The sequence below is a fragment of the Streptosporangium sp. NPDC004631 genome, from assembly GCF_053601935.1.
On sequence record NZ_JBSGCR010000015.1, the window covers coordinates 12,684 to 33,049 of the forward strand.

The 20,366-nt window shown below is 67.8% G+C and carries 26 protein-coding genes and 1 tRNA gene; 18 read left to right on the top strand and 9 right to left on the bottom strand.

Annotated features, from left to right (window positions below; all coding sequences use genetic code 11):
* A partial coding sequence (locus ACWEF2_RS17015) for a hypothetical protein (RefSeq protein WP_453816187.1) occupies window positions 1-801 on the top strand: 801 nt, incomplete at its 5' end.
* A gap of 273 nt (window positions 802-1,074) precedes the next feature.
* Here ACWEF2_RS17015 and ACWEF2_RS17020 read toward each other — a convergent pair.
* Window positions 1,075-1,806: an XRE family transcriptional regulator gene (locus ACWEF2_RS17020; protein ID WP_453816189.1), complete on the bottom strand. Its 732-nt coding sequence runs from the start codon at window positions 1,804-1,806 to the stop codon at window positions 1,075-1,077.
* A gap of 166 nt (window positions 1,807-1,972) precedes the next feature.
* Between ACWEF2_RS17020 and ACWEF2_RS17025 the strand changes: the two genes are divergently transcribed.
* The 3 genes from ACWEF2_RS17025 to ACWEF2_RS17035 all read left to right on the top strand — a co-directional run bounded on the left by ACWEF2_RS17025 (window position 1,973) and on the right by ACWEF2_RS17035 (window position 3,405).
* Window positions 1,973-2,311, top strand: coding sequence for a hypothetical protein (locus ACWEF2_RS17025; RefSeq protein ID WP_453816191.1), 339 nt, complete (start codon window positions 1,973-1,975; stop codon window positions 2,309-2,311).
* 6 nt (window positions 2,312-2,317) lie between these two features.
* A complete protein-coding gene (locus tag ACWEF2_RS17030) occupies window positions 2,318-2,788 on the top strand; it encodes a GntR family transcriptional regulator (RefSeq protein WP_453816193.1) in 471 nt (156 codons plus the stop codon).
* A gap of 65 nt (window positions 2,789-2,853) precedes the next feature.
* Entirely contained in the window at window positions 2,854-3,405 is a 552-nt protein-coding gene (locus ACWEF2_RS17035) for an HD domain-containing protein (RefSeq protein ID WP_453816195.1), read from the top strand.
* Window positions 3,406-3,408: 3 nt separating this feature from the next.
* On the opposite strand, the gene ACWEF2_RS17040 is transcribed toward ACWEF2_RS17035, so the two are convergent.
* From ACWEF2_RS17040 to ACWEF2_RS17050, 3 genes are all read right to left on the bottom strand, one after another.
* A complete protein-coding gene (locus ACWEF2_RS17040; protein ID WP_453816197.1) occupies window positions 3,409-3,795 on the bottom strand; it encodes a nuclear transport factor 2 family protein in 387 nt (128 codons plus the stop codon).
* A 71-nt stretch (window positions 3,796-3,866) separates the two neighbouring features.
* Entirely contained in the window at window positions 3,867-4,346 is a 480-nt protein-coding gene (locus tag ACWEF2_RS17045) for an NUDIX hydrolase (protein ID WP_453816199.1), read from the bottom strand.
* 3 nt (window positions 4,347-4,349) lie between these two features.
* Window positions 4,350-5,090, bottom strand: a complete 741-nt coding sequence (locus ACWEF2_RS17050; protein WP_453816201.1) for an XRE family transcriptional regulator — start codon at window positions 5,088-5,090, stop codon at window positions 4,350-4,352.
* A gap of 153 nt (window positions 5,091-5,243) precedes the next feature.
* On the opposite strand from ACWEF2_RS17050, the gene ACWEF2_RS17055 reads away from it, so the two are divergent.
* Both ACWEF2_RS17055 and ACWEF2_RS17060 read left to right on the top strand, forming a co-directional pair.
* A complete protein-coding gene (locus tag ACWEF2_RS17055) occupies window positions 5,244-5,462 on the top strand; it encodes a hypothetical protein (RefSeq protein WP_453816203.1) in 219 nt (72 codons plus the stop codon).
* A complete protein-coding gene (locus ACWEF2_RS17060) occupies window positions 5,459-5,641 on the top strand; it encodes a hypothetical protein (protein ID WP_453816204.1) in 183 nt (60 codons plus the stop codon). Before ACWEF2_RS17055 ends, ACWEF2_RS17060 begins: the two co-directional genes overlap by 4 nt.
* 5 nt (window positions 5,642-5,646) lie before the next feature.
* On the opposite strand, the gene ACWEF2_RS17065 is transcribed toward ACWEF2_RS17060, so the two are convergent.
* A complete protein-coding gene (locus tag ACWEF2_RS17065) occupies window positions 5,647-5,979 on the bottom strand; it encodes a GntR family transcriptional regulator (RefSeq protein ID WP_453816206.1) in 333 nt (110 codons plus the stop codon).
* 129 nt (window positions 5,980-6,108) lie between these two features.
* On the opposite strand from ACWEF2_RS17065, the gene ACWEF2_RS17070 reads away from it, so the two are divergent.
* The 9 genes from ACWEF2_RS17070 to ACWEF2_RS17110 all read left to right on the top strand — a co-directional run bounded on the left by ACWEF2_RS17070 (window position 6,109) and on the right by ACWEF2_RS17110 (window position 12,662).
* Window positions 6,109-6,462 carry an SCO3933 family regulatory protein gene (locus ACWEF2_RS17070; RefSeq protein ID WP_453816208.1) on the top strand — a complete coding sequence of 118 codons (354 nt, stop codon included), beginning with the start codon at window positions 6,109-6,111 and terminating at the stop codon, window positions 6,460-6,462.
* Window positions 6,455-7,804, top strand: coding sequence for an FtsK/SpoIIIE domain-containing protein (locus ACWEF2_RS17075; protein ID WP_453816210.1), 1,350 nt, complete (start codon window positions 6,455-6,457; stop codon window positions 7,802-7,804). Before ACWEF2_RS17070 ends, ACWEF2_RS17075 begins: the two co-directional genes overlap by 8 nt.
* Window positions 7,805-7,825: 21 nt before the next feature.
* Window positions 7,826-8,476 carry a DUF2637 domain-containing protein gene (locus ACWEF2_RS17080; protein ID WP_453816212.1) on the top strand — a complete coding sequence of 217 codons (651 nt, stop codon included), beginning with the start codon at window positions 7,826-7,828 and terminating at the stop codon, window positions 8,474-8,476.
* A gap of 14 nt (window positions 8,477-8,490) precedes the next feature.
* Complete coding sequence (locus ACWEF2_RS17085; protein ID WP_453816213.1) at window positions 8,491-8,808, top strand: hypothetical protein; 318 nt, start codon at window positions 8,491-8,493, stop codon at window positions 8,806-8,808.
* Window positions 8,798-8,938, top strand: a complete 141-nt coding sequence (locus ACWEF2_RS17090) for a hypothetical protein (protein WP_453816215.1) — start codon at window positions 8,798-8,800, stop codon at window positions 8,936-8,938. The genes ACWEF2_RS17085 and ACWEF2_RS17090 overlap by 11 nt, the downstream gene beginning before the upstream one ends.
* A gap of 97 nt (window positions 8,939-9,035) precedes the next feature.
* Window positions 9,036-10,427 (top strand): replication initiator, encoded by a 1,392-nt coding sequence (locus ACWEF2_RS17095; protein WP_453816217.1) that lies wholly within the window; start codon window positions 9,036-9,038, stop codon window positions 10,425-10,427.
* Complete coding sequence (locus ACWEF2_RS17100) at window positions 10,427-10,618, top strand: helix-turn-helix transcriptional regulator (protein ID WP_453816219.1); 192 nt, start codon at window positions 10,427-10,429, stop codon at window positions 10,616-10,618. Before ACWEF2_RS17095 ends, ACWEF2_RS17100 begins: the two co-directional genes overlap by 1 nt.
* Window positions 10,615-11,979 (top strand): tyrosine-type recombinase/integrase, encoded by a 1,365-nt coding sequence (locus ACWEF2_RS17105; protein ID WP_453816221.1) that lies wholly within the window; start codon window positions 10,615-10,617, stop codon window positions 11,977-11,979. The genes ACWEF2_RS17100 and ACWEF2_RS17105 overlap by 4 nt, the downstream gene beginning before the upstream one ends.
* Before the next feature lie 170 nt (window positions 11,980-12,149).
* Window positions 12,150-12,662, top strand: a complete 513-nt coding sequence (locus ACWEF2_RS17110) for a hypothetical protein (protein ID WP_453816223.1) — start codon at window positions 12,150-12,152, stop codon at window positions 12,660-12,662.
* A 382-nt stretch (window positions 12,663-13,044) separates the two neighbouring features.
* On the opposite strand, the gene ACWEF2_RS17115 is transcribed toward ACWEF2_RS17110, so the two are convergent.
* Window positions 13,045-13,134: transfer RNA gene (locus ACWEF2_RS17115), tRNA-Ser, on the bottom strand.
* Between the two features lie 266 nt (window positions 13,135-13,400).
* On the opposite strand from ACWEF2_RS17115, the gene ACWEF2_RS17120 reads away from it, so the two are divergent.
* On the top strand, window positions 13,401-13,748 hold the full coding sequence (locus ACWEF2_RS17120) for a hypothetical protein (protein ID WP_453816224.1): 348 nt from the start codon (window positions 13,401-13,403) through the stop codon (window positions 13,746-13,748).
* Window positions 13,749-13,867: 119 nt separating this feature from the next.
* Entirely contained in the window at window positions 13,868-16,189 is a 2,322-nt protein-coding gene (locus ACWEF2_RS17125; protein WP_453816226.1) for a tetratricopeptide repeat protein, read from the top strand.
* Between the two features lie 261 nt (window positions 16,190-16,450).
* On the opposite strand, the gene ACWEF2_RS17130 is transcribed toward ACWEF2_RS17125, so the two are convergent.
* Both ACWEF2_RS17130 and ACWEF2_RS17135 read right to left on the bottom strand, forming a co-directional pair.
* Window positions 16,451-17,059, bottom strand: coding sequence for an aldo/keto reductase (locus tag ACWEF2_RS17130; RefSeq protein ID WP_453816227.1), 609 nt, complete (start codon window positions 17,057-17,059; stop codon window positions 16,451-16,453).
* A 210-nt stretch (window positions 17,060-17,269) separates the two neighbouring features.
* Window positions 17,270-18,088, bottom strand: coding sequence for an SAM-dependent methyltransferase (locus ACWEF2_RS17135; RefSeq protein WP_453816229.1), 819 nt, complete (start codon window positions 18,086-18,088; stop codon window positions 17,270-17,272).
* Between the two features lie 309 nt (window positions 18,089-18,397).
* Here ACWEF2_RS17135 and ACWEF2_RS17140 point away from each other — a divergent pair, with 309 nt between their 5' ends.
* A complete protein-coding gene (locus ACWEF2_RS17140; protein ID WP_453816231.1) occupies window positions 18,398-19,336 on the top strand; it encodes an MBL fold metallo-hydrolase in 939 nt (312 codons plus the stop codon).
* Between the two features lie 150 nt (window positions 19,337-19,486).
* On the opposite strand, the gene ACWEF2_RS17145 is transcribed toward ACWEF2_RS17140, so the two are convergent.
* A complete protein-coding gene (locus ACWEF2_RS17145) occupies window positions 19,487-20,176 on the bottom strand; it encodes an SDR family NAD(P)-dependent oxidoreductase (protein ID WP_453816233.1) in 690 nt (229 codons plus the stop codon).
* Window positions 20,177-20,366 lie beyond the last annotated feature (190 nt).

A 20,366-nucleotide genomic window follows, 5' to 3' on the forward strand; every position in this document is an offset into this window, starting at 1 on the left:
CGCTTAGCCCACGATGTCGAGATCACCGCCCTCTCCATCACCGACCCCACCTTCCGGGTGGTAGCCCTGAGTGAACTGGTCTCAGTTCTGGCCGAGGCTGGTGAGATCGATCGCGCCCTCCGCTTAGCCCACGATGTCGAGATCACCGCCCTCTCCATCACCGACCCCACCTTCCGGGTGGTAGCCCTGAGTGAACTGGTCTCAGTTCTGGCCGAAGTTGGTGAGATCGACCGTGCCCACACCATTGCCCGCTCCATCACCAGCCCTACCTTCCAGGCGAAGGCCCTGAGCAAACTGGTCTCAGTTCTGGCCGAGGCTGGTGAGATCGATCGCGCCCTCCGCTTAGCCCACGATGTCGAGATCACCGCCCTCTCCATCACCGATGATGACTCCCAGGTGGAGACTCTGAGCAATTTAGTCTCAGTTCTGGCCGAAGTTGGTGAGATCGACCGTGCCCACACCATTGCCCGCTCCATCACCAGCCCTACCTTCCAGGCGGCGGCCCTGAGTGAACTGGTCTCAGTTCTGGCCGAAGTTGGTGAGATCGACCGTGCCCACACCATTGCCCGCTCTATCACCGACCCCCACTCTCAGGCGCAAGCTGCCGTCGGGATTGTCGAGAGTGTCGGTAGTGATATTCCGCGTTGGTTACTGGCCTGGGCTTTAACCATCGCTCGATCAAATGATCTACTGGTGAGGCTTGCGTGCGTCGAACCGCTGGCGGTAATTCGTTTGGCCCACCTGCTACATCCCGATGACGTGGAAGCAGACAAGCCCATTAATGATGAGCACCCGGGGTAATCAGTGGCAGCCCGACCCGCACCGCAGGGCCACCAATGCCCGAGGAACAGAAACGGGGCGGCGTAGAGCCTTGTGGGAGATCATCGTGACTGCCGGAAGCCTTTCCCGGCTCAAGTATTTGCCCGGTAGACATCAGCGCGTGGGCGGCGCGGCCGCGACCGGCCGAAGAGCCGCAGCGCGGTCGGCGACTGCCCGACGCGCGGCGAGACGCCGAAGGCGGCTCGCCTTTAAAGACGGGTAGATAAGTTTCTTTCGATCTTGGTCTGAGTGTTGTCAGGCGCTCTGGGCTGCGGGTGTTGCGCTGGTCCAGACGCGTTCGAAGCTGTTGAGGTAGGTGGTGGCGGTGCTGTTGGGGTCGTTGCCGGTGAGGTAGATGACGGGGGCTTCGGGGGCTCGGGTGCCGTAGGCGTGGAGGTTGACCAGCAGGTCGTTGTCGGCGCGGTAGATGGAGTTGTACAGGATCGTGTCGTGGAGCCGGATCTCGATCCCGTCGATGTCGCCGAGGGGGCGGTAGAGGGTGAGGGCGTTCCTGGTCCGGGAGATCATGACGTCGGCTCCGACGCCTTCGTCGGTTCCGCGGGTGGCGACGTGGGGGCTGGTGGGGTCGCCGAGCAGGATGCGCACTCGTGCTCCGGCGGCTGCTTTCTGGGTCAGGATGCGGAGGAGGCCGGCGTCTTCGGCGAGGAACAGGCCGCTGTAGACGAGAATGCCGATCTCGGTCTGCGCGGATTCGAAGAAGGTGCGCCAGATGTCGGCGGGTACGGTCCAGCGGTGTGGGTAGACGGCTTTGATCTCGGTCGGTGATCCCTGGCGGCGGGTGCTTTCGGGCCATAGGTCGTTTTCGTCGGCGTGGAGGAGGTCGGCGACGGCGAGGCGGTGGCGTGGGTGTGGGGTGCGGCCGGCCAGCCAGCGGGTGACGGTTTTGGGGTCGACGGTCAGGTGGGTGGCCACGTCGAGGGGTTGCAGGCGGGCGCGGATGAGGGCGTGGCGGAGGTTTTCGTTCACGGGTCGGTTCCCTCCCGGAGCAGGTCGGTACCGGCGACGCTAACATAAGACGTCCCTAGACGTCCCTCAAGTCGTGGTGCCCGTGTCCGCTCCTGGACAGAAAACTCGCTGGCACCGAGCCCGGCACCCCCGCCGGGCTCCTGTGAGCCGACAGGAGCACCCACCCATGTCCAGAGAGAAGATCCTCGCCCACCAGCAAGACCTGCTGACCAAGCTGCGCGGCCACCTCACCCCGCTGTACGTACCGACCTTCCTGACGGCCGACCACAACGGCCAGCCCTGCCTGAAGATCACCGACCACAACGCCCGCACCCGCCGCGTCTACGTCCAGGTCGTCTTCTACTGGTTCTACTGGGGCGACCAGCCCGACGAGCGCACCTCCACCATCCACCTGCCGATGGCCGCCGAGGACATCGCCGCAGCGGTCCGGCGTGGCTGGCGCGAGGGCGAGCAGGGCACGCTCAGCATCAACCTGGGCAACATCCACGGTGCGCACGGCCGCTGACGACGGATGACCGACGACACCGACGGGTGGCTGACCGGCAGGCGCATCTACGACCGGATCGCCGAACGGCTCCGCTCACAGATCACTGCCGGTCACTACCCTCCGGCCGGCACCCTGCCCTCGGAGGCTGCGCTGGCCCAGCGTTTCCACGTGGCCCGCAGCACCGTCCGGCGCGCGCTGGCCGTTCTGGAGGCCGAAGGGATGATCGACACGATGCCCGGCGCGGGACGCCGGGTGAAGAGTCCTGAGCGCCGGGCCGCGCTGTACCGCTACCAAGCGATCGCCGCCAGCCTGCGCGAACAGATCAGCACCGGTGCTCTACCGGCGGGGGCGGCGTTGCCGAGCGAGAGCGCGCTGCGGCGGCAATACAGGGCGTCACGCAACACCGTCCGGCAGGCCCTGGCCGAGCTGGAGGGCGAAGGGCTGATCGTGACAAAGCATGGCAAGGGTCGCTTCGTCCGCCCTGTGGGGCTTTGAGACGTCTTAGGACGTCTGGCGTCATCTCTGGAAGGGTTCGAAAGACGGTTTCTATGGTGAAGCGCATGGGACAAGCCGAATGGGCTCATGACCTGGCCCGGCAACTGCTGGAAGAACCGCTGCCGCGCCGGTGGGCGCACACCCAGGGAGTGGCCGCGCGGGCGGTGTCGCTGGCGCCGATCCTCGGCGCGGAGGCCGACCTGCTGACCGCGGCGGCCTGGCTGCACGACATCGGATACTCCCCGGCACTGGTCGACACGGGTTCCCACGCGCTGGACGGCGCCCGCTACCTGCGCGACGTCCACCGGGCCGATGACACGATCGCCCGGCTGGTGGCTCATCACACGTGCGCCGAATACGAGGCGGCCGAGCGTGGCCTGCTGGACGTGCTGAACGCCGAGTTCGACAAGGAACGCCCCGAGCTGGTCGAGGCGCTGACCTACTGCGATATGACCACCAGCCCGGATGGTCTGCCGGTCGAGGCGGAGGCCCGGCTGCTGGAGATCCATTCTCGGTACGGCCCGGAGCATCTGGTCAGCCGGTCGATCACTAAGGCAACTCCGTGTATCACTGCGGCTGTACACGCCGTACAGGCCGCCCTGGACGCGGGGCAGTGAACGTTACGCCGGGCTGGCGTGGGCGGCCAGGATGCGCCAGCCGTGCTCGTCGGTGTGGACCCAGGTGCGGGTGTAGCGCAGCCGCGAGGCGAACGGCTCTCCCGCGAACGTGCCCTCCAGCAGGCCCAGGAAGCAGGTGACGCCGGTGGTGCCCGCCACAACCACGGTGAGATCCTCCTGGACGAGCTTGGTCATCACCTGTCGGCGGGAGCGGTGGTTGTCCAGGTCGAGCTGCTTGGCCTGCGGGTAGCAGGCACCGTCCGGCGGGCCGGTGAAGACAAGCCGCTCGTCCAGCAGCCGGTCGAGTTCCTCGACATCTCCGGCAAGCATCGCCACCTGCAAGCGACGTTCGGCCTCATATAGCTCATCGGTGAGGGTGCGCTCGGCCATGAGACAACCTTTCGGGGGAGGGGGCGTGCGAGTGCCTCACACTGTCATGCTGCTTGTCTGCGTGAGAACGTTCACCCGATGTGTGGCTCGGCCGTGCCACCGAGGAAGTGGCCGAGCCGTAGCCGCATCGAGTGGTCCATGGTCAGCGAGGCGATCTTGTCACGCGGCATCCAGCGGACTTCGCGGGACTCGTTGCTCGGAGTCGGCTCACCCCTGACGGGGCGGGCGGTGAGGACGATGGAGAACTCCTGGCGGGCTTCGCCGTCGGAGGTGTAGAGGATCACATGTTTGGGGTCGGTGTAGGTGCCGGCCAGGCCGGTGATCTCGCACGTGATGCCGGTCTCCTCGGCCGTCTCCCGGATCGCGGCCTGGGGCAGGGATTCGCCGAGGTCGACGGCGCCGCCGGGGACGGCCCAGTTGTCGTTGTCGGTGCGGCGGATCATCAGGATGTCGCCGACGTCGTTGACGACGACGACGTTGACCGAGGGGACGAGACTGTTGGGTACGGGGGCGGCGGGGTCGTCGTAGAAGTCGATCCGGCGGGCCGTCATGGGTCAGGACTCTACCGGGACGGCCTGGTTCCAGACGGCTTCGAAGCTGGTGGCGTAGGTGGCCACCATGGTGCCGCCGGGCACTTTGCGCAGGTGCATCACCGGGGCGTTGGCCGCGAAGGTGCCGTAGACGTGGCTGTTGACCATGAGTTGGTCATCGGCGCGGTAGAGGGAGTTGTACAGCACGGTGTGATGGAACCGGATCTCCACATTCTCATGCCGGCGCAGCGACCGGTAGAACACGAGCGCGGTCTTGATCTGGGCGGCCATGCCGTCGTCGATGCCCTCATCGAGGCCGCGCTGGGCGACCTCGGGTGAGTCGGGGTCACCGAGCAGGATCCGTACCTTCACTCCGGCGTCGGCTTTCTCGGCGAAGGTGCGCACGATGCCGGTGTCTTGGGCGATGAAGATGCCGCTGTAGACCAGAATGTCGATCTTTTCCTGGGCGGTCGAAAAGAGTCGTCCCCAGGCGTCCTTGGGTACGGCCCAGCGGTGCGGGTAGACGGTGACGATCTCGGTCTCGGAGATAGCAACGGTCTGGGCGGGGGTAAGCGCGTCCGGCCACAGGTACCCCTCCTCCACGCCGAGGAGCTTGGCGACCGTGAATCGGTGCTTTCGGTACGGTATGCGGCCCTGGGTGATCCACCGCTCCACGGTCTTGGCATCGACCTGGACGGCTTCGGCCAGCGCGTCGACAGTGGTGCCGTGTTCGAGAAGGGCTATCCGTAACCGCTCGTTCGCCATCTCACCTGCCTGTCAGCGGGGACGTCCAGGGACGGGGCAATCGTAGACCGGACGTCTGCTACATGTCCCATCCTGTAGTGATCACGTCCTGGCTCTTCGTCGCACTCTCGGTATCGCAAGGCATCACCGGCAGCGACGAGAGGAGCAACAGCAGTGATCAACGACAACCGGCCGATCGACGAGGCCCCCGCGTGCGAGTGCGGCGCGGTTCTGGAGGAGGGACGGTTCCTGTGCCGCAAGTGCCGGGCACGGGACCGGTGGGTTCGCCGTCAGGTGGCCCGGCGCAGGACGGCCAACCGGCGGCGCGGTCAGGTGCGGCGTCCGGCCAACCGCCCCTACGGCACCGCCGAGGCGGGGGTGATCTGGACGTGACCACGACCATGATCCCGCTGATCGTCGGCCTGGTGCTGGGCCTGACGGTGTTCGTCGGCTACGTGTTGGTGCTGGTCGGGATGCGCCAGGAGGACCGGCGGATGCAGCTCGGTGCGACGCCCCCGAGCCGTGCGGCGGGCCTGGCCCGGCGGGTCACCGGCTGCCACGTGCGCGGGTGAGCGCGCTACTCATCGGAGAGCTTCGACTCCACCCGTTCCAGCCGGGCCGACAGGTCGCGCAGCGTGGCGCGGATCTCGGCCAGCTCATCGGAGGCCGGCGGGGCGGGGGCTGCGTCCTCGCGGACGAACACGCCCTTGCCCTGCTGGCCGATGACCAGTCCTTCGTTGCGTAGTACTCCGACGGCGAGTTTCACCACGCTCAGCGAGGCGTCGTAGGCGGTCGCGAGCTGGGTGGTGGAGGGCAGCGCCTCACCGGGCGCGAGGGTTCCGCGCCGAATCTGGTCGCGTAGGTCGTCGGCGATCTGCAGGTAGCCGGGCCGCCCGGTGTTCTTGACCATCCGCCCTCTTCTTCGGTCGTGAGTGCCTCTAGTTCAGCACAGACACGCGACCAGGCCAACCATGAGAACGTTGACATCCACGCCAACTAGGTTGACTATGTTGACTGAGACGAACAAGGAGGTTCATCCATGCGCACTATCCCAATCCCCGTCGACACCCACCGGCTCCGCTTCACCTGCGTCAAAGCCGCCCGCCCCCGCGTCATCGACCAGGACACCGGCAAGATCAAGACCGACAAGGACGGCAACAAGGTCTACGAATCCGTCCTGCTCGCCGAGGACGAGTTCGGCCGGATCGAACTGGTCAAGGTCGGAACCTCCGGAGAACCGCCCATCACACCCGGCCAGGATGTCGTGCCGACCGCCATGGTCGGCTACGTCTGGGAGATCCCCAGCAACGGCACCACCCGCTGGGGCATCAGCTACAAGGCCGCCTCCATCGTCCCCGTCTCCGGCAAGCCCGGTGGGGGCAGCGATGGCTGATCTCCTACGGCTGCTGATCGTCCTGGCCTGTACAACGGCCGTGCTGGGGGCCTGGGAACGCCTGCACCACCGGTCGTTCTGGCTGGCGGCTGGCTACCCGCTCACCGCGATCGGCGTCCTGGTGAGCTGGCGCAAGGTCGCCCTCGGCTGCGGACTGACCAAGAAACGCGCCCGCTGGGCCTTCACCCTCACCCCCGGTGCGCTCATCTCAACCGGCGCGGTGAAGGTACGGCGCCGCTTCCGCCGGGTCGCCGTCGACACCACCCCCTGGATGCGATGGCCATTGCCCACCCGGCACGGCTGGCGCGTCACCGTCCACCTGCTGGAAGGACAGATCCCCGACGACTACGCCCAAGTCGCCGAACGCCTCGCGCACTCCTGGGGCGTGCACGCCGTCCGGGTGTCGTCCCCGCGTCCCGGACGCATCGTCCTGGCCGTGACCATCCGAGATCCACTGGTGCGGGTCGACCGGCTACCGCCGTCGGAGGAACTGCTCAAGGTAACGGTGGGCAGGTTGGAGACCGGTAAACCGTGGGTGGTCGACTTCCGGACCGTGCCGCACTGGCTCAACGCCGGAGCCACACAGTCCGGCAAGTCCAACCTCGCCAACGCCCTGATCGTCGGCCTGGCCCCGCAACCGGTGGCACTGGTCGGCTTCGACCTCAAGGGCGGGGTGGAGTTCACCCCCTACAGCCCGCGGCTGTCGGCGCTGGCCACCTCTCGCGCCGAGTCGGCCGGGCTGCTCGATGACCTGGTGGCGCTCATGCTGGAGCGGATGAGCCTGTGCCGCACGGCGGGCGCCCGCAACATCTGGCAGCTTCCCCCGGCCGTGCGGCCGGTGCCGGTCGTGGTCCTGGTCGATGAGCTGGCCGAGCTGTACCTGATGGCCGACAAGAGCGAGAAAGACGAGATCGCCAAGACGTCCACGGCGCTGTTGCGGGTGGCCCAGCTCGGACGGGCGTTCGGGATCTACCTCTTCTGCTGCGGCCAGCGCATCGGCTCCGACCTCGGCCCGGGGGTTACGGCCCTGCGTGCGCAGTGCTCGGGCCGGATCTGCCATCGGGTCAACGATCCGGAGACCGCGACCATGACTCTCGGCGATCTCGATCCGGCCGCGTTGGTCTCGGCTCGCGCCATCGCCTCCGAGACACCGGGAGTGGCGATCGTGGCCTCCCAGGATGGCCAGTGGTACCGGGCACGCTCCTTCCACATCTCCGAGGCCGCCGCCGAACACGCCGCCCGAATGTACGCCGATCTCACCCCGTCCTGGACGGAGATCACCGCCCATGCTCCGACGACCGCGTTCGACTCCGCCGACCTGAACGAACTCCTCACCGCCTGACTCACTCGAAAGGGGGACACGATGCGACGCCTCATCCGCCGGCTGCTGGACGCCGGGTCGATCCTGGCCCTGGCCGCGATCGCGGGTGCCGGATCGTTCACCCACATCCGCGACACCTCCGCCGAAAACGGCCAGACCGGCTGGATGGCCTGGGCGGTGGCGGTGTGCGTCGACCTGACCTGTGTCATGGCCGCCCGCGAACGCCAGCGCGACAAGCACACCGGACGCGTCCGGGATGGCTGGATCTCCTGGCCCACCCTCGTCCTGGTCGCCGGGATCGTCCTGTCCCTGGCCGCCAACCTGAACCAGGCCAACCCCACCACATGGGGATGGATCACCGCCGCGACCCCGGCCGGGGCGTTCCTCGTCGCGGTCTCCATGCTCGAACGGCGGGCAACCGGCTCCCGGCCCGAGCCGTCTCCGGCCCCGTCCTTCGTCCCGGAGGCCGTCCGCGAACCTGCCCTGGCCCCTGCATCCGTCCTCGCTGAACGGGACGAGCGGGACGGGCCGTCCTCAGAGCTCCTCGACTACGCCCGGCGCGTGGCCGAGGAATACCAGACCGCGCACAGCAGGCCGATCAGCCGCGACACGTTGCGCGCCCGTCTGGGTGTGTCCCACCAACTGGCCTCCGACCTGCTGCGCGCCCTGCGCACAGCTCCGGATGCCCTGTGAAAGGAGAACCGATCATGTCCACCGACACCCAGCGCCGCACCGCCTTCATCTGCGGCCTGCGGGACCTGGCCATCTTCCTTCAGGCCAACCCCGCCGTCCCCGTCCCGACCGATCCGACGATCATCACCTACTACCCCGAGCAGAGCACCGATGACGGCCTGCGGGCCGAGATCGACCGAATCGCCGCTCTGTGCGGCACCACCGTCGACCCGCGCCTGTTGCCGCTGGGCCACTACACGGTGGCCCGCTGCTTCGGCCCCGTCCACGTCGAATGGACGGCCATCCTCAGCGCCGCCCAGGAAAACACCCCTGAGCCGCCCCATGAGTTCTGATCCGCCCGACAAGCCGGTGACGTCGGCTGAGGTCCCGTCCCGGTGGTGGCGGTGCTGCACCTGCGGCGGCACCGGAAGCGACAGCTACGGCACCACCTGCACCCACTGCGACGGCCTCGGCTTCTGCTGAGCCGTCGGCGCCCCCGGCCTGGCCGTACATCCGCCAAGACGCCTGCCAGGTCGGGGGCCATCCCCCTCACCCGAACGAGTGAAAGGAGGAGACCATCTTGCCCACAACACGCCCTGATCCGCACGCCATCGCAGGCATGATCACCCGTCTCAACGACCACAACTACCTTCGCTGGGCCGCCCAGCTCCGCGCCACCGGCGGCTGCCGCCAGCCCATCCATCTGCGGGGCCGCGTCCTGCACGTCGACCGCGCCACCGGCCGGCTCCTGCACTCCTACACCACCGCCACCGAATCCGACGGCGTCCTTCGGTTGCCGTGTAAGACCCGGCGGGCCTCCCGCTGCCCGGCCTGCGCCGAGGTCTACCGGGCCGACACCTACCACCTCATCCGCGCCGGACTCGTCGGCGGCAAGGGCGTCCCGGCCTCGGTGACCGCCCACCCGTGCCTGTTCGTCACTCTCACCGCACCGTCCTTCGGAGTCGTCCACACCCGGCAGGAGAAGAACGGCAAGACCTTGCCCTGCCACGCCCGCCGCGCCGCCGAAACCTGCCCGCACGGCCGGGTCATGTCCTGCACCGCCCGGCACGGAGCCGACGAGGCATGCCTCGGAGAGCCACTGTGCCCGGACTGCTACGACTACAGCGGCAGTGTGCTGTTCAACGCGGTGGCCCCGAAGCTGTGGCAGCGCTTCACCGATGCCCTGCGCCGACGCATCGCCAAGGTGACCGGCCTGACCCTGCGAGAGCTCCGCGAGCACCTGATGATCTCCTTCGCCAAGGTGGCCGAGTACCAACGTCGCGGCGTCGTGCACTTCCACGCCGTCATTCGTCTCGACGGCCCCAACGGACCGACCTTCCCGCCTCCGGCCTGGGCCACCGCTGAGATGCTGGCCGATGCCGTACGGCACGCCGTCAAAGCGGTGACCGTCACCGTCCCCGCCACCGATGACGCACCCGCTCGCATCCTGCGCTGGGGGCGACAGCTCGACATCCGCCCGATCACCATGGACGGCGAACTGTCGGATCAGGCGGTGGCCAGCTACATCGCCAAGTACGCCACCAAGGCCGCCGAATGCGTCGGAACCCTGGACCGGCGCATCAACCCCCTCGACGACTTGGCCGCTTTCAACCTCCGCGACCATCCCCGCCGCCTCGTCGCCGAATGCATGCGCCTGGGCCAACTCGACGACCTGGCCGACCTCCGCCTGACCCAGTGGGCCCACATGCTGGGCTTCCGTGGCCACTTCTCCACCCGCTCCCGGCACTACTCCACGACCATGGGCTCCATCCGCGACGAGCGCCGCGATTTCGTCCGCACCGAAGAGGTCATCACCGGCCGCCTGCCCCTCTTCGACGAGGACACCGTCCTCGTGCTCTCCACCTGGGAGTACGCAGGCAAGGGCTTCTCGGTCGGTGACGCACTCCTCGTCGCCGCGCTAACCGGCACGGCCTTACCTGCTTCGCCGATAGACGGAGAAGGTAGTGCCTGATGACCCGCCGCGATGAGCTGCTGACCATTCCTCAGATCCTCGACGAGTTGGGCGGCATCTCCCGCCGTACTTTCTACCGCTGGCGCGAACTCGGTCGTGCTCCTGTCTGCGTACAGCTCCCCAACAACGAGCTTCGCGTCTGGCGGAGCGATCTTCTCGCCTGGCTCGGCTCCCTCCGGGAGGCTGCGTGAACACCAGTTATGACGTGAAGTTCTGGGAGATCCAGCGGCGTAAGGATCGTAAGACGCTGTCCTTCCTCGTGCGCTGGACGGTGGCCCGAAAGACCAGGTCCAAGAGCTTCCGAACCAAGGGGCTCGCCGAGAGCCACCTGTCCGATCTGCGGCAGGCAGCCAAGGCGGGGGAGGCCTTCGACATCGCCACCGGACTGCCGTTGTCGATGCTCGCCGCTGAGCCGCCTGCGGGGCCGACGTTCCTGGAGTTCGCACAGACCTACGTGATCGGCCGGTGGCGCACTTCGGCGGCACGGACCAGGGAAACCGACGTCTACGGCTTGCTATCGCTCATCCCGGCGCTGGTGGCCGACCTGCCGGACCGGCCGAAGGACAGCGACATGCGCGAGGTGTTGCGCGGTCATGCTCTGCTGCCCAAGGACCGGCGCGGCGAGGTGCCCCGCGCACTGGTGTCGGTGCTGGCCTGGCTGGGAAAGGCCTCGCTGCCTCTGGCTGACCTGCAAGACCCTCGGGTGGTGCGGATCGCTCTCGACGCAATCTCGGTGACCTTCGCCGGAAAGGACGCTGCCGCCAACACGGTGCGCCGCAAGCGGGAAGTCCTGCACCACCTGCTCGAACTCGCCGTCGAGCAGAAGGAACTTCCTGCCAATCCGCTGCACGCGATCAAATGGACCCCGCCCAAGGCCGCAGGCACCATCGACCCCCGTACAGTCGTCAACCCCGAACAGGCTCGTGCGCTGCTGGCCGCTGTCCCCGCAGTCGGTCGGACTCGTGGCGGACGGCTTCACGGGATGTTCGCGTGCATGTACTACGCCGCGCTTCGGCCAGAAGAGGCAGCAGGCCTGCGCCGTCAGAACTGCGACCTTCCCGAAAAGGGCTGGGGCCTGCTCACGGTCGAGAAAGTACATCCCCAGGCGAACAAGCGATGGACCAACTCAGGGGAGACGCACGACTCCCGGGGCCTGAAGCACCGAGCCAAGGACGACACCCGAGAGATCCCGATCCCGCCCGTCTTGGTGGCCGTCCTGAGGGCGCACATCGACCGGTATGGCGTCGCTGGCGACGGGCGGCTGTTCTGCACCTCCAAGGGACGGCCGTTCTCCTCCTCGGCCTACTCCGGCGTTTGGCAGGAGGCCCGACGGCAGGCCTTCACCGCCGAACAGGTCGTCTCCCCGCTGGCGAGTCGGCCGTACGACCTGCGCCACGCCGCCGTGTCCCTGTGGCTGAACGCCGGGGTCTCGGCTCCCGAGGTCGCCAAACGCGCCGGACACGGCGTGGACGTTCTGCTCCGTGTCTACGCCAAGTGCATCGATGGTCAGCAAGACCACATCAATGGAAAGATCAACGACGCACTCACATAACTGCCCCTTGCCCCACCTCGGCCCCGGCCCTCACTGCCGGGGCCTTCTGTTTGCCGCGTCCCTCGGCCGTTCCCTTCCTTCTCACACCGACGGTCCTTATCGCCAGGCCGGTGTCTGGCCGTTGTGGTGAAATATGCCGAATGGAGCGCGCGAGGCAGTTGGTGGGCGAGATGCTGATCTACTGTTTCGTGATCGTCCTGCTGACCGGAGGATTCCTGGCCTTCTTCTACGTGCCCAGCGGCCAGACGGTGGCCTACAACGGCCTCTATGAGCCCCTTCGAGGCACTCCCATGAGCGCCGCCTACAACTCGCTCCTGAACCTCAGCTTCGACGTGCGCGGCGGTCTCCTCATCCGGCAACTGCACCACACCTCCTCGGTCCTGCTCGCCCTGGGAACGGTTCTTTGGGCCCTGCTCGGCCGGCTCCGGTACGCCCTCGCGGTGCTGGGCCTGGGTGTGCTCACCGGGCTCTCCGGCTACGGAGCCGCCGACGACCTGCTGTCCGGGACCGTCCTTGGGAAACTGCCCATCCCCATGTGGTACGGCCTGCACCTGCTGGTGGCACTGGCCGTGGGCGTTGTGCTGGTGATCTCCTCACGGAGGGAGGCCGCCCGGCAGCCCAGAACGCCGGGCTTCACAGCGCTGAGCATCGGCCTCACCATTCTGGTGATCTTCTACCTCTGATCGCTGCCCGCTGAGGTGAGGGCGGGGGCTTCCGTTCGCCCGCTCCGGAGCCTTGGCTGGCTTTTCATGGAGGATCTGATGGTCACCGGGGTGAGTGCGGACGTTGGCCACGGTCATTGATGCCGTGGGTCCGATGGAGGGGATCCTGTGGCGGCGATCGCCCCGGCTCCGTGCGGCGCTCAGCACCGCCGGCGATCATCACGGCCTGACGATGTACCAACGTAGAAGGGTCGGCGACCTGGGTAAACCATCTCAAGATCGGATCGCGTATGGTTCGCGATCATTGGCCTGCGGCTGCACACTGTGGCACTCGGCTGCATGTGATCGCTAAGGGGGAGCACACTGAAGCCCAGGTCAGAGGCTAAGCGGCTGGTCAGAAGAGTGCCCCCGGCATGATTCGAACATGCGACACCCGCTTTAGGAGAGCGATCGTCTTTCTAGTGGGACTGATGTTTTGACCTGCTGATACGGCATTCAGGATGTTTGCCTTTTTCTTGATCATTCCGTGCATGCTCCAGGGCGAGGGAACGCCTTGGCGCAGCCGGGGGCCGCAGGACGCTCGCCGGCCTGTGCCACGTGGTCCGGTGGCAAGGGGACCCGTACCGCAGGGCCGCCAGGCCCGAGGCACGGAAGCCCCGCGGCAGTCCTCGAACCGCAGGTGCCTCGGTCGGTGAACCTGCCAGCGGCCGTTCCGGTAAGCCCAGGATGTTTGGGTTTGCCATGAGGGATGATGGCGAGGTGAACGCACGGCGTGTCGTACTCGCGGTTACCGGTGTGGTCGTAGCGGTGTTCGGTGTGGTGTTCGCCGTCCTTCAGTGGGAGCAGGCCAATCGGATCGCGACCTCGGTGTCGGCGCTGGCGGGGCTGGCGGCGGTCGGGGTTGCGGTGTGGGCGGCGTTCCCGGGAACGGCAACCAGGATCCGGGTCTCCAACACGGGTAAAGCGGTCTCCGGCCGTGGGGGCCGGGCAGTGAGCGGGGTGAGCGGGTCGGCTTCCGCTGCGGTGGGAGAGGTCGTGGCCGAAGGAACCGGGGACGCCGACGCCTCTGACGGCGGGGAGGCCACCAGCGGTGTTCACCTGCGTTGACGTGAACTGACTGTGCGGGGCGAAGGGGCCGGGGTAGGGCGGGCGTGTCGATGCCGGGTGGTGGGGCGCTGAAGAGCACGGTCAAAGACAGCGGGGAGGCCAGGGCCGTCGGTGGCGGGGTGGCCATCAGCGGCGTCAACCACGGTGACATTCACCTTTCGCCTGTACCGGCGGTTCGGTCGGCGTACCGACAACAGGTGCGGCGTATCGCCCCGCCGACGCTGGTCGGGCGGGATGAGGAGTTGGCGGAACTGGCGGCGTTCTGCACGGCCCCGGCTGCGGGTGGGGGCGGGTATGTGTGGTGGCAGGCTCCGGCGTGGGCGGGCAAATCGGCGTTGCTGTCGTGGTTCGTGCTGAACCCCCCGCCCGGGGTGCGGGTGGTGTCATTCTTCATCACAGCACGGTACGCGGGGCAAAGCGATCGGGTCGCGTTCATCGACGCGGTGCTGGAGCAGCTGGCCGAGGTGGTTGGGGAGTCGCTGCCGGCGTTCTTGACAAGCGCTCTTAAGGAGTCGCACCTGCTGGATCTGCTCGATCGGGCGGTGCGCCTCTGCCGGGCGCAGGGCGTGCGGCTGGTGCTGGTCGTCGACGGCCTGGACGAGGACCGGGGGGTGGTGGTCGGTCCGGAGGCCTACAGCATCGCGGCGCTGCTTCCCACAGAGTTGCCCGAGGGGATGCGGGTGGTAGTGGCCGGGCGGCCGCATCCGCCGGTGCCCTCGGATGTCCCCGACGATCATCCGTTGCGTGATCCGTGCGTCGTGCGGCGGTTGGAGAGGTCCCCGGATGCCCAGGTGATCAGAAGGGATGCCGAGCGGGAGCTGAAGCGGCTGCTGCACGGCAGTGAGGTCGAGCGGGACCTGCTCGGCCTGGTGGTCGCAGCCGGTGGCGGGTTGAGCGGTCCGGATCTGGCCGAACTCGCCGGGCTGTCCGGTGCGGAGGTCGAGGAGCACCTGTGCGCGGTCTCGGGCCGGACCTTCACCGGCCGGGCCGGTCAGTGGCAGCCGGGGGCCGGGCCGGTGGTGTACGTGCTGGCGCATGAGGAACTCCAGAACAGCGCCGTCCGGTATCTCGGCGGCACGCGGCTGGAGGGGTATCGGCAGCGGTTGCACGCCTGGGCCGACGGTTACCGCGATCGCGGCTGGCCGCCGGGCACTCCGGAGTATCTTCTCCGCGGGTACTTCCGTCTTCTCCAGGCGACAGACGATCACGACCGGATGGCCGTCGTGGCCGTCGATCGGGCTCGCCATGATCGAATGCTGGACATCACCGGTGGTGATGCCGGGGCTCTCGCGGAGATTGCCGCGATTCAGCACGTGATCCGCAGCCAGGCCGCCCCGGACCTGTTGACGATGCTGCGCCTGGCCATTGCCCGCAACTGGTTGACCGACCGCAACGCTAACACTCCTGTTGGGCTGCCTGCGGTATGGGCCAAGCTCGGACACATCGATCGCGCTGAGGCTCTTGCCCGCTCCATCACCGACCCCCAACGGCAGGCCTCGTCCTTGGCCGAACTGGCGGATGAGGTGGTTGAGCTCGGTGATCTCGATCGCGCCCGGCGGCTCGTGGAAGAGGCCGAAGCCCTCGCCCGCTCCATCACCGACCCCGACTGGCAGGCCTCGTCTTTGGCCGGACTGGTGGGCAGGGTGGCCAAGCTCGGTGATCTCGATCGCGCTGAGGCTCTTGCCCGCTCCATCACCGACCCCCAACGGCAGGCCTCGTCCTTGGCCGGACTGGCGGATGAGGTGGTTGAGCTCGGTGATCTCGATCGCGCCCGGCGGCTCGTGGAAGAGGCCGAAGCCCTCGCCCGCTCCATCACCGACCCCCAATGGCAGGCCTTGTCCTTGGCCGGACTGGTGGGCAGGGTGGCCAAGCTCGGTGATCTCGATCGCGCCCGGCGGCTCGTGGAAGAGGCCGAAGCCCTCGCCCGCTCCATCACCGACCCCCATTGGCAGGCCTCGTCTTTGGCTGGACTGGCGTATGAGGTGGCCAAGCTCGGTGATCTCGATCGCGCTGAGGCTCTTGCCCGTTCTATCACCGGCCCCCATTGGCGGGCTTGGGCTTTGGCTGGACTGGTGGTGGGCAGGGTGGTTGAGCTCGGTGATCTCGATCGCGCCCGGCGGCTCGTGGAAGAGGCCGAAGCCCTCGCCCGCTCCATCACCGACCCCGACTGGCAGGCCTTGTCCTTGGCCGGACTGGCGTATGAGGTGGCCAAGCTCGGTGATCTCGATCGCGCTGAGGCTCTTGCCCGCTCCATCACCTACCCCTACTGGCAGGCTTGGGCTTTAGCCAAACTGGCAGAGTTCACTGAACCAGTTCGTAGTCGGCAACTGATTGTACGGGCTCTATGCGAGGGTTCATGGACGATTGGCTTGAGTGCTATCACCCATATAGAGCCAGATGCCTTGATCGCGATTACCGACGAGTTCCTTGCTGATTCCTAGACTTGCGTCGTCCCAGTGATCGAGCGCGTGGACGGCGCTGGTCGCGACCGGCCGGAGAGCCGCAGCGCGGCCGGCGGCCGCCCAACGCGCGGCGAGACGCCGAAGGCGGGTCGCCTTTAACCCTGTAGTGAAGGTCCTCGCCGAATCGGCCCTTGGGCCGTGACTCTCACGTCTTCGGCCGATGGGTGAGGTGGTGTTCCCCGGAGTGAATCGGCAGCTCAACGGGGGTTCGTCGCCGTGGTGGCCGGTGGGGGAGTGGGGTCAGGCGGCCTGGAAGAACATCTCGCCTGAAGTGAACCGCTTGTTGTAGTGATTTTGCATCGATGCGAACTTTGTCCAGCCGTTGACCTCGGCCACGTGCTGGGCCTTGGCGAACTGCCAGGCGCTCATGCTGGAGGCGCCGATGTAGAGGGCCTTGCCCGCGAGGACCACCTCGTGGAGGGCCAGCATGGTCTCCTCGATCGGGGTCTCGGGGTCCCAGCGGTGGATCTGGTAGAGGTCCACGTGGTCGGTGCCCAGACGGCGCAGGGAGTTGTCCACCGAGGAACGGATGTGCTTGCGGGACAGTCCGCGGTCGTTGACCCCCTTGCCCATCGGCAGGCAGACCTTGGTGGCCAGCACATAGTCGTCCCGGTTGGGGAAGATCCGGGAGAGCAGGCGGCCGGTGACCTCCTCGCTGGCGCCGCCGGAGTAGACGTCGGCGGTGTCGAAGAACGTCACCCCGGCGTCGGCGGCTCGCCGTACGATCGGCTCGGCGGCGGTCTCGTCGAGGACCCACTCACCCCACCTGGCCGGGTCGCCGTAGCTCATCATCCCGAGGCAGACCCTCGACACCTTCGTGCCGGTGGATCCCAGGCGCACATATTCCATGGTGAAACCTCCTGATCAATGACCAGGTTCCAGCTTATGGTCGGCGGTTCCGGTGTTGAGGCCGGTGTCCGGCCCGAAGGTCCGTGCCCGTCCGGCCGGTTGCGCGTCTCCGGGCGGACGGTGACCCGGTGGGCCGCCGTGGCCGACCGGCGGCCCGGTCGCTCCCTTAAGGGGGAGTGACCGGTTGGTCCCGGGTGGCCCGGCTCGCCGTCAGGGCTTCCGGCCGACGCCGCAGAACTCGTCCACCTCGCGGCAGAAACCGAGGTCGGCGGGGTCGGGCCGCCAGTACGGGCAGGAGACCACGCCCGGTTCCAGGAGCTCCAGGCCGTCGAAGAAGCGAGTGATCTGCTCGGGCTTGCGCAGGGTGTACGGGACCGATCCACTGGCGTTCCAGATGGCGATGGCCTCGTCGAACTCCTTGCCGTGGACGACGTTGGTGCCGTCGGCGATCGCCAGGTAGCTGCCCGAGGGGAGCGCGTCCACCAACTGCCCCACGATCGACCGCGCCTCGTCGAAGTCGGGGATGTGGCCCAGGATGTTCAGCAGCATCAGCCCCACAGGGCGGCTGAAGTCCAGGGTGGTCCGGCCGGCCGCCTCCAGGATCCTCGCGGGGTCGCGCAGGTCGGCGTCGATGTACTCGGTGACGCCCTCGGGACTGCTGATGAGCAGGGCGCGGGCGTGCGCCAGCACCACGGGGTCGTTGTCGACGTAGACGATCCGCGATTCCGGGGCCACCCGCTGGGCGACCTCGTGGGTGTTGTCCACGGTGGGAAGCCCGGTGCCGATGTCCAGGAACTGGCGGATCCCGGCCTCGGCGACCAGGTGTTCGACCGCGCGCGAGAGGAACCCTCGCGAACTGCGGGCGATCTCCACGATGTCCGGGAAGACCCCCTGGAACTGCTCACCGACCTCGCGGTCCACCTGATAGTGGTCCTTCCCGCCCAGCCAGTAGTTCCAGATCCGGGGGGAGTGGGACACCGTGATGTCGATCTTGTGTGACTCGACCGGGGGCAACGAGTTGTCCGTCACGGCTGCTCTCCTTGGCGGGAAGTACGTGTTGGATCACTACAACCTAGGCGGCCATACCCGGTCAAGAGGCGTAGATCCCGAACCTTGATCATAATCCGTAATCTACGCTCCATTCGCCACTTTCTGCCCACAGGCTGACATCCCTCGTCATTCGCTGGGCCGTACCGGGCCGACATCCTTCACCGCCCGGTGGGCCGTCCACCGGGCCGTGAGCGTCGGCCGCGCACGGGGACGCCGCGGGCGCGCATTCCACGGGCAACTTTTCGATCATCATGACCGAGGCCCGGCCCAGGACCGACAATTTCCGCCATGAGTTCATCGCGGCATGATCGGACGCTGCCCCCGGCCCGCGTCGAAGAGGTCTCCGACGGCGTCTACGCCTACATCCAGCCCGACGGGAGCTGGTGGGTCAACAACACCGGGTTTCTCGTCGGCGGGCGCGGGGTGATCAGCGTGGACTCCTGCTCCACCGAGCGGCGCACCCTGGCCTACCGCGAGGCGATCAGGTCGGTCACCGACCGGCCGGTCACGACCCTGATCAACACCCATCACCACGGCGACCACACCTTCGGCAACTTCGCCTTTCCCGAGGCGACGATCGTCGGACACGAACGGACCCGGGAGATGATTCTCGCCGAGGGCATCCCGGAGTACCGCACGCTGGCCTGGACCGAGGTGGACTGGGGTGACCTCCGGGCGTGCCCGCCGTTTCTCACCTACACCGACGGGGTGACCGTCCACTCCGACGAGTTGCGGTGTGAGGTCCGGCACATCGGCGCCCCGGCGCACACGACCAACGACTCCATCGTGTGGATCCCGGAACGGTCGCTGCTGTTCGCCGGGGACCTGGTGTTCAACGGCGGCACGCCGTTCGTGATGATGGGCTCGGTGCTGGGCTCCATCGAGGCGCTCGACGAGCTCAGACGGCTGAACGCCGAGACGATCGTCCCCGGGCACGGCGAGGTGTGCGGCCCCGAGATCATCGACCACGTGCAGGGATACCTTCGATTCGTGATGGACACCGCCGAGCGGGGCAGGGCGGCCGGTCTGTCACCGCTGGAGACCGCCCGCGAGACCGACCTCGGCGAGTACGGCGGGCTGCTCGACCCCGAGCGCATCGTCGGCAACCTCCACCGGGCCTACGCCGAGCTGGACGGCCTGCCCCGGGGGGAGCCGATCGACCTGATCGCCGCGGTGCTCCAAATGATCGACTTCAACGGAGGCGAGCCGCTGACCTGCCTGGCCTGATCGGGCCTCCTCCCGGGCCGACCCCTCCGGCGTGTCTCGCCCCGGAGCGCCTGGGGTCGGATCGTCCCGCCCCAGGTCATCCCGGCCGTCCCGGGTCACCCCGGACGCGGCGGTCCCGGACCGGCCGGCCGGGCGCGGCCCGGGGTCCGGTTACCAGGGGAGCGGCCCCTCCTCCGAGCTGAAGGTGCCGGTCGGCCCTCCGGCGTCGAGGGTCGCCATCCGTACGGCCACCGCCGCACCCCGGGCCGCCGTGCGGGTCCCGGTGTGGCCGGTCAGGTCGGTGGCGCAGTGGCCGGGATCGACGGCGTTGACCAGGACCCCGGACCCGTCCAGCTCGTTGGCGTAGAGCACGGTGATCGCGTTGAGCGCGCTCTTGGCGGAGTTGTAGGCCAGCATCGCCCACTCGGCGTTGACGCCGTCCCTGGCCGAGGTGAGGGCGAGCGAGGCCAGCCGGGTCGTCATGTTGACGACCCTGGCCTCGCCGGAGGCCCGCAGCAGCGGGAGCATCGCGTGGGTGACCGCGACGACCCCGAACACGCCGACCTCGTAGGTGGTCCGCATGTGCTCGGCCGTCACCTCCGCCGGGGGCGTTCCCAGGTCACCGCAGATCGCGGCGTTGTTGACCAGGACGTCGAGCCGCCCGAACTCCTCCCCGACGACCTTGGCCGCGTTCGCGACCGCCGCCTCGTCGGTGACGTCGAGCAGCAGCGGGCGGGTGCCCTCGGGGGCGTGGCTCTCGTCGCGGACCCCGGCCAGCACGGTCATTCCGCGTTCGGCGAGCTGCCGGGCGATCTCCCGGCCGATACCCCGCCCCGCTCCGGTGACCAGTGCGATCTTCATCAGTCGTTCTCCTTCTGTTGGGATCGCACAGTCTGGGCGCCGCCGCTTGGAAGTGGCCTGTGAGCCGGTTGTGACGCCGTTGACCGGGCGCGGGGCATGGGCGGGGCACGGGTGCTCTCCGGCCCTCGCCGGGCCGGGTCGCGCGGGAGGCAGGGCGGCTCCGGGGCCGCCGGAACCGCGACCGGGTACG

Bases quoted from the DNA above. Each gene is read 5' to 3' on its own strand.
- ACWEF2_RS17080 (WP_453816212.1), top strand. From the start codon at position 7,826: ATGCGACGCCTCATCCGCCGGCTGCTGGACGCCGGGTCGATCCTGGCC.
- ACWEF2_RS17110 (WP_453816223.1), top strand. From the start codon at position 12,150: ATGCTGATCTACTGTTTCGTGATCGTCCTGCTGACCGGAGGATTCCTG.
- ACWEF2_RS17075 (WP_453816210.1), top strand. From the start codon at position 6,455: ATGGCTGATCTCCTACGGCTGCTGATCGTCCTGGCCTGTACAACGGCC.
- ACWEF2_RS17035 (WP_453816195.1), top strand. From the start codon at position 2,854: ATGGGACAAGCCGAATGGGCTCATGACCTGGCCCGGCAACTGCTGGAA.
- ACWEF2_RS17100 (WP_453816219.1), top strand. From the start codon at position 10,427: ATGACCCGCCGCGATGAGCTGCTGACCATTCCTCAGATCCTCGACGAG.
- ACWEF2_RS17040 (WP_453816197.1), bottom strand. From the start codon at position 3,795: ATGGCCGAGCGCACCCTCACCGATGAGCTATATGAGGCCGAACGTCGC.
- ACWEF2_RS17090 (WP_453816215.1), top strand. From the start codon at position 8,798: ATGAGTTCTGATCCGCCCGACAAGCCGGTGACGTCGGCTGAGGTCCCG.
- ACWEF2_RS17065 (WP_453816206.1), bottom strand. From the start codon at position 5,979: ATGGTCAAGAACACCGGGCGGCCCGGCTACCTGCAGATCGCCGACGAC.
- ACWEF2_RS17085 (WP_453816213.1), top strand. From the start codon at position 8,491: ATGTCCACCGACACCCAGCGCCGCACCGCCTTCATCTGCGGCCTGCGG.
- ACWEF2_RS17045 (WP_453816199.1), bottom strand. From the start codon at position 4,346: ATGACGGCCCGCCGGATCGACTTCTACGACGACCCCGCCGCCCCCGTA.
- ACWEF2_RS17050 (WP_453816201.1), bottom strand. From the start codon at position 5,090: ATGGCGAACGAGCGGTTACGGATAGCCCTTCTCGAACACGGCACCACT.
- ACWEF2_RS17030 (WP_453816193.1), top strand. From the start codon at position 2,318: ATGACCGACGACACCGACGGGTGGCTGACCGGCAGGCGCATCTACGAC.
- ACWEF2_RS17025 (WP_453816191.1), top strand. From the start codon at position 1,973: ATGTCCAGAGAGAAGATCCTCGCCCACCAGCAAGACCTGCTGACCAAG.
- ACWEF2_RS17070 (WP_453816208.1), top strand. From the start codon at position 6,109: ATGCGCACTATCCCAATCCCCGTCGACACCCACCGGCTCCGCTTCACC.
- ACWEF2_RS17130 (WP_453816227.1), bottom strand. From the start codon at position 17,059: ATGGAATATGTGCGCCTGGGATCCACCGGCACGAAGGTGTCGAGGGTC.
- ACWEF2_RS17140 (WP_453816231.1), top strand. From the start codon at position 18,398: ATGAGTTCATCGCGGCATGATCGGACGCTGCCCCCGGCCCGCGTCGAA.
- ACWEF2_RS17145 (WP_453816233.1), bottom strand. From the start codon at position 20,176: ATGAAGATCGCACTGGTCACCGGAGCGGGGCGGGGTATCGGCCGGGAG.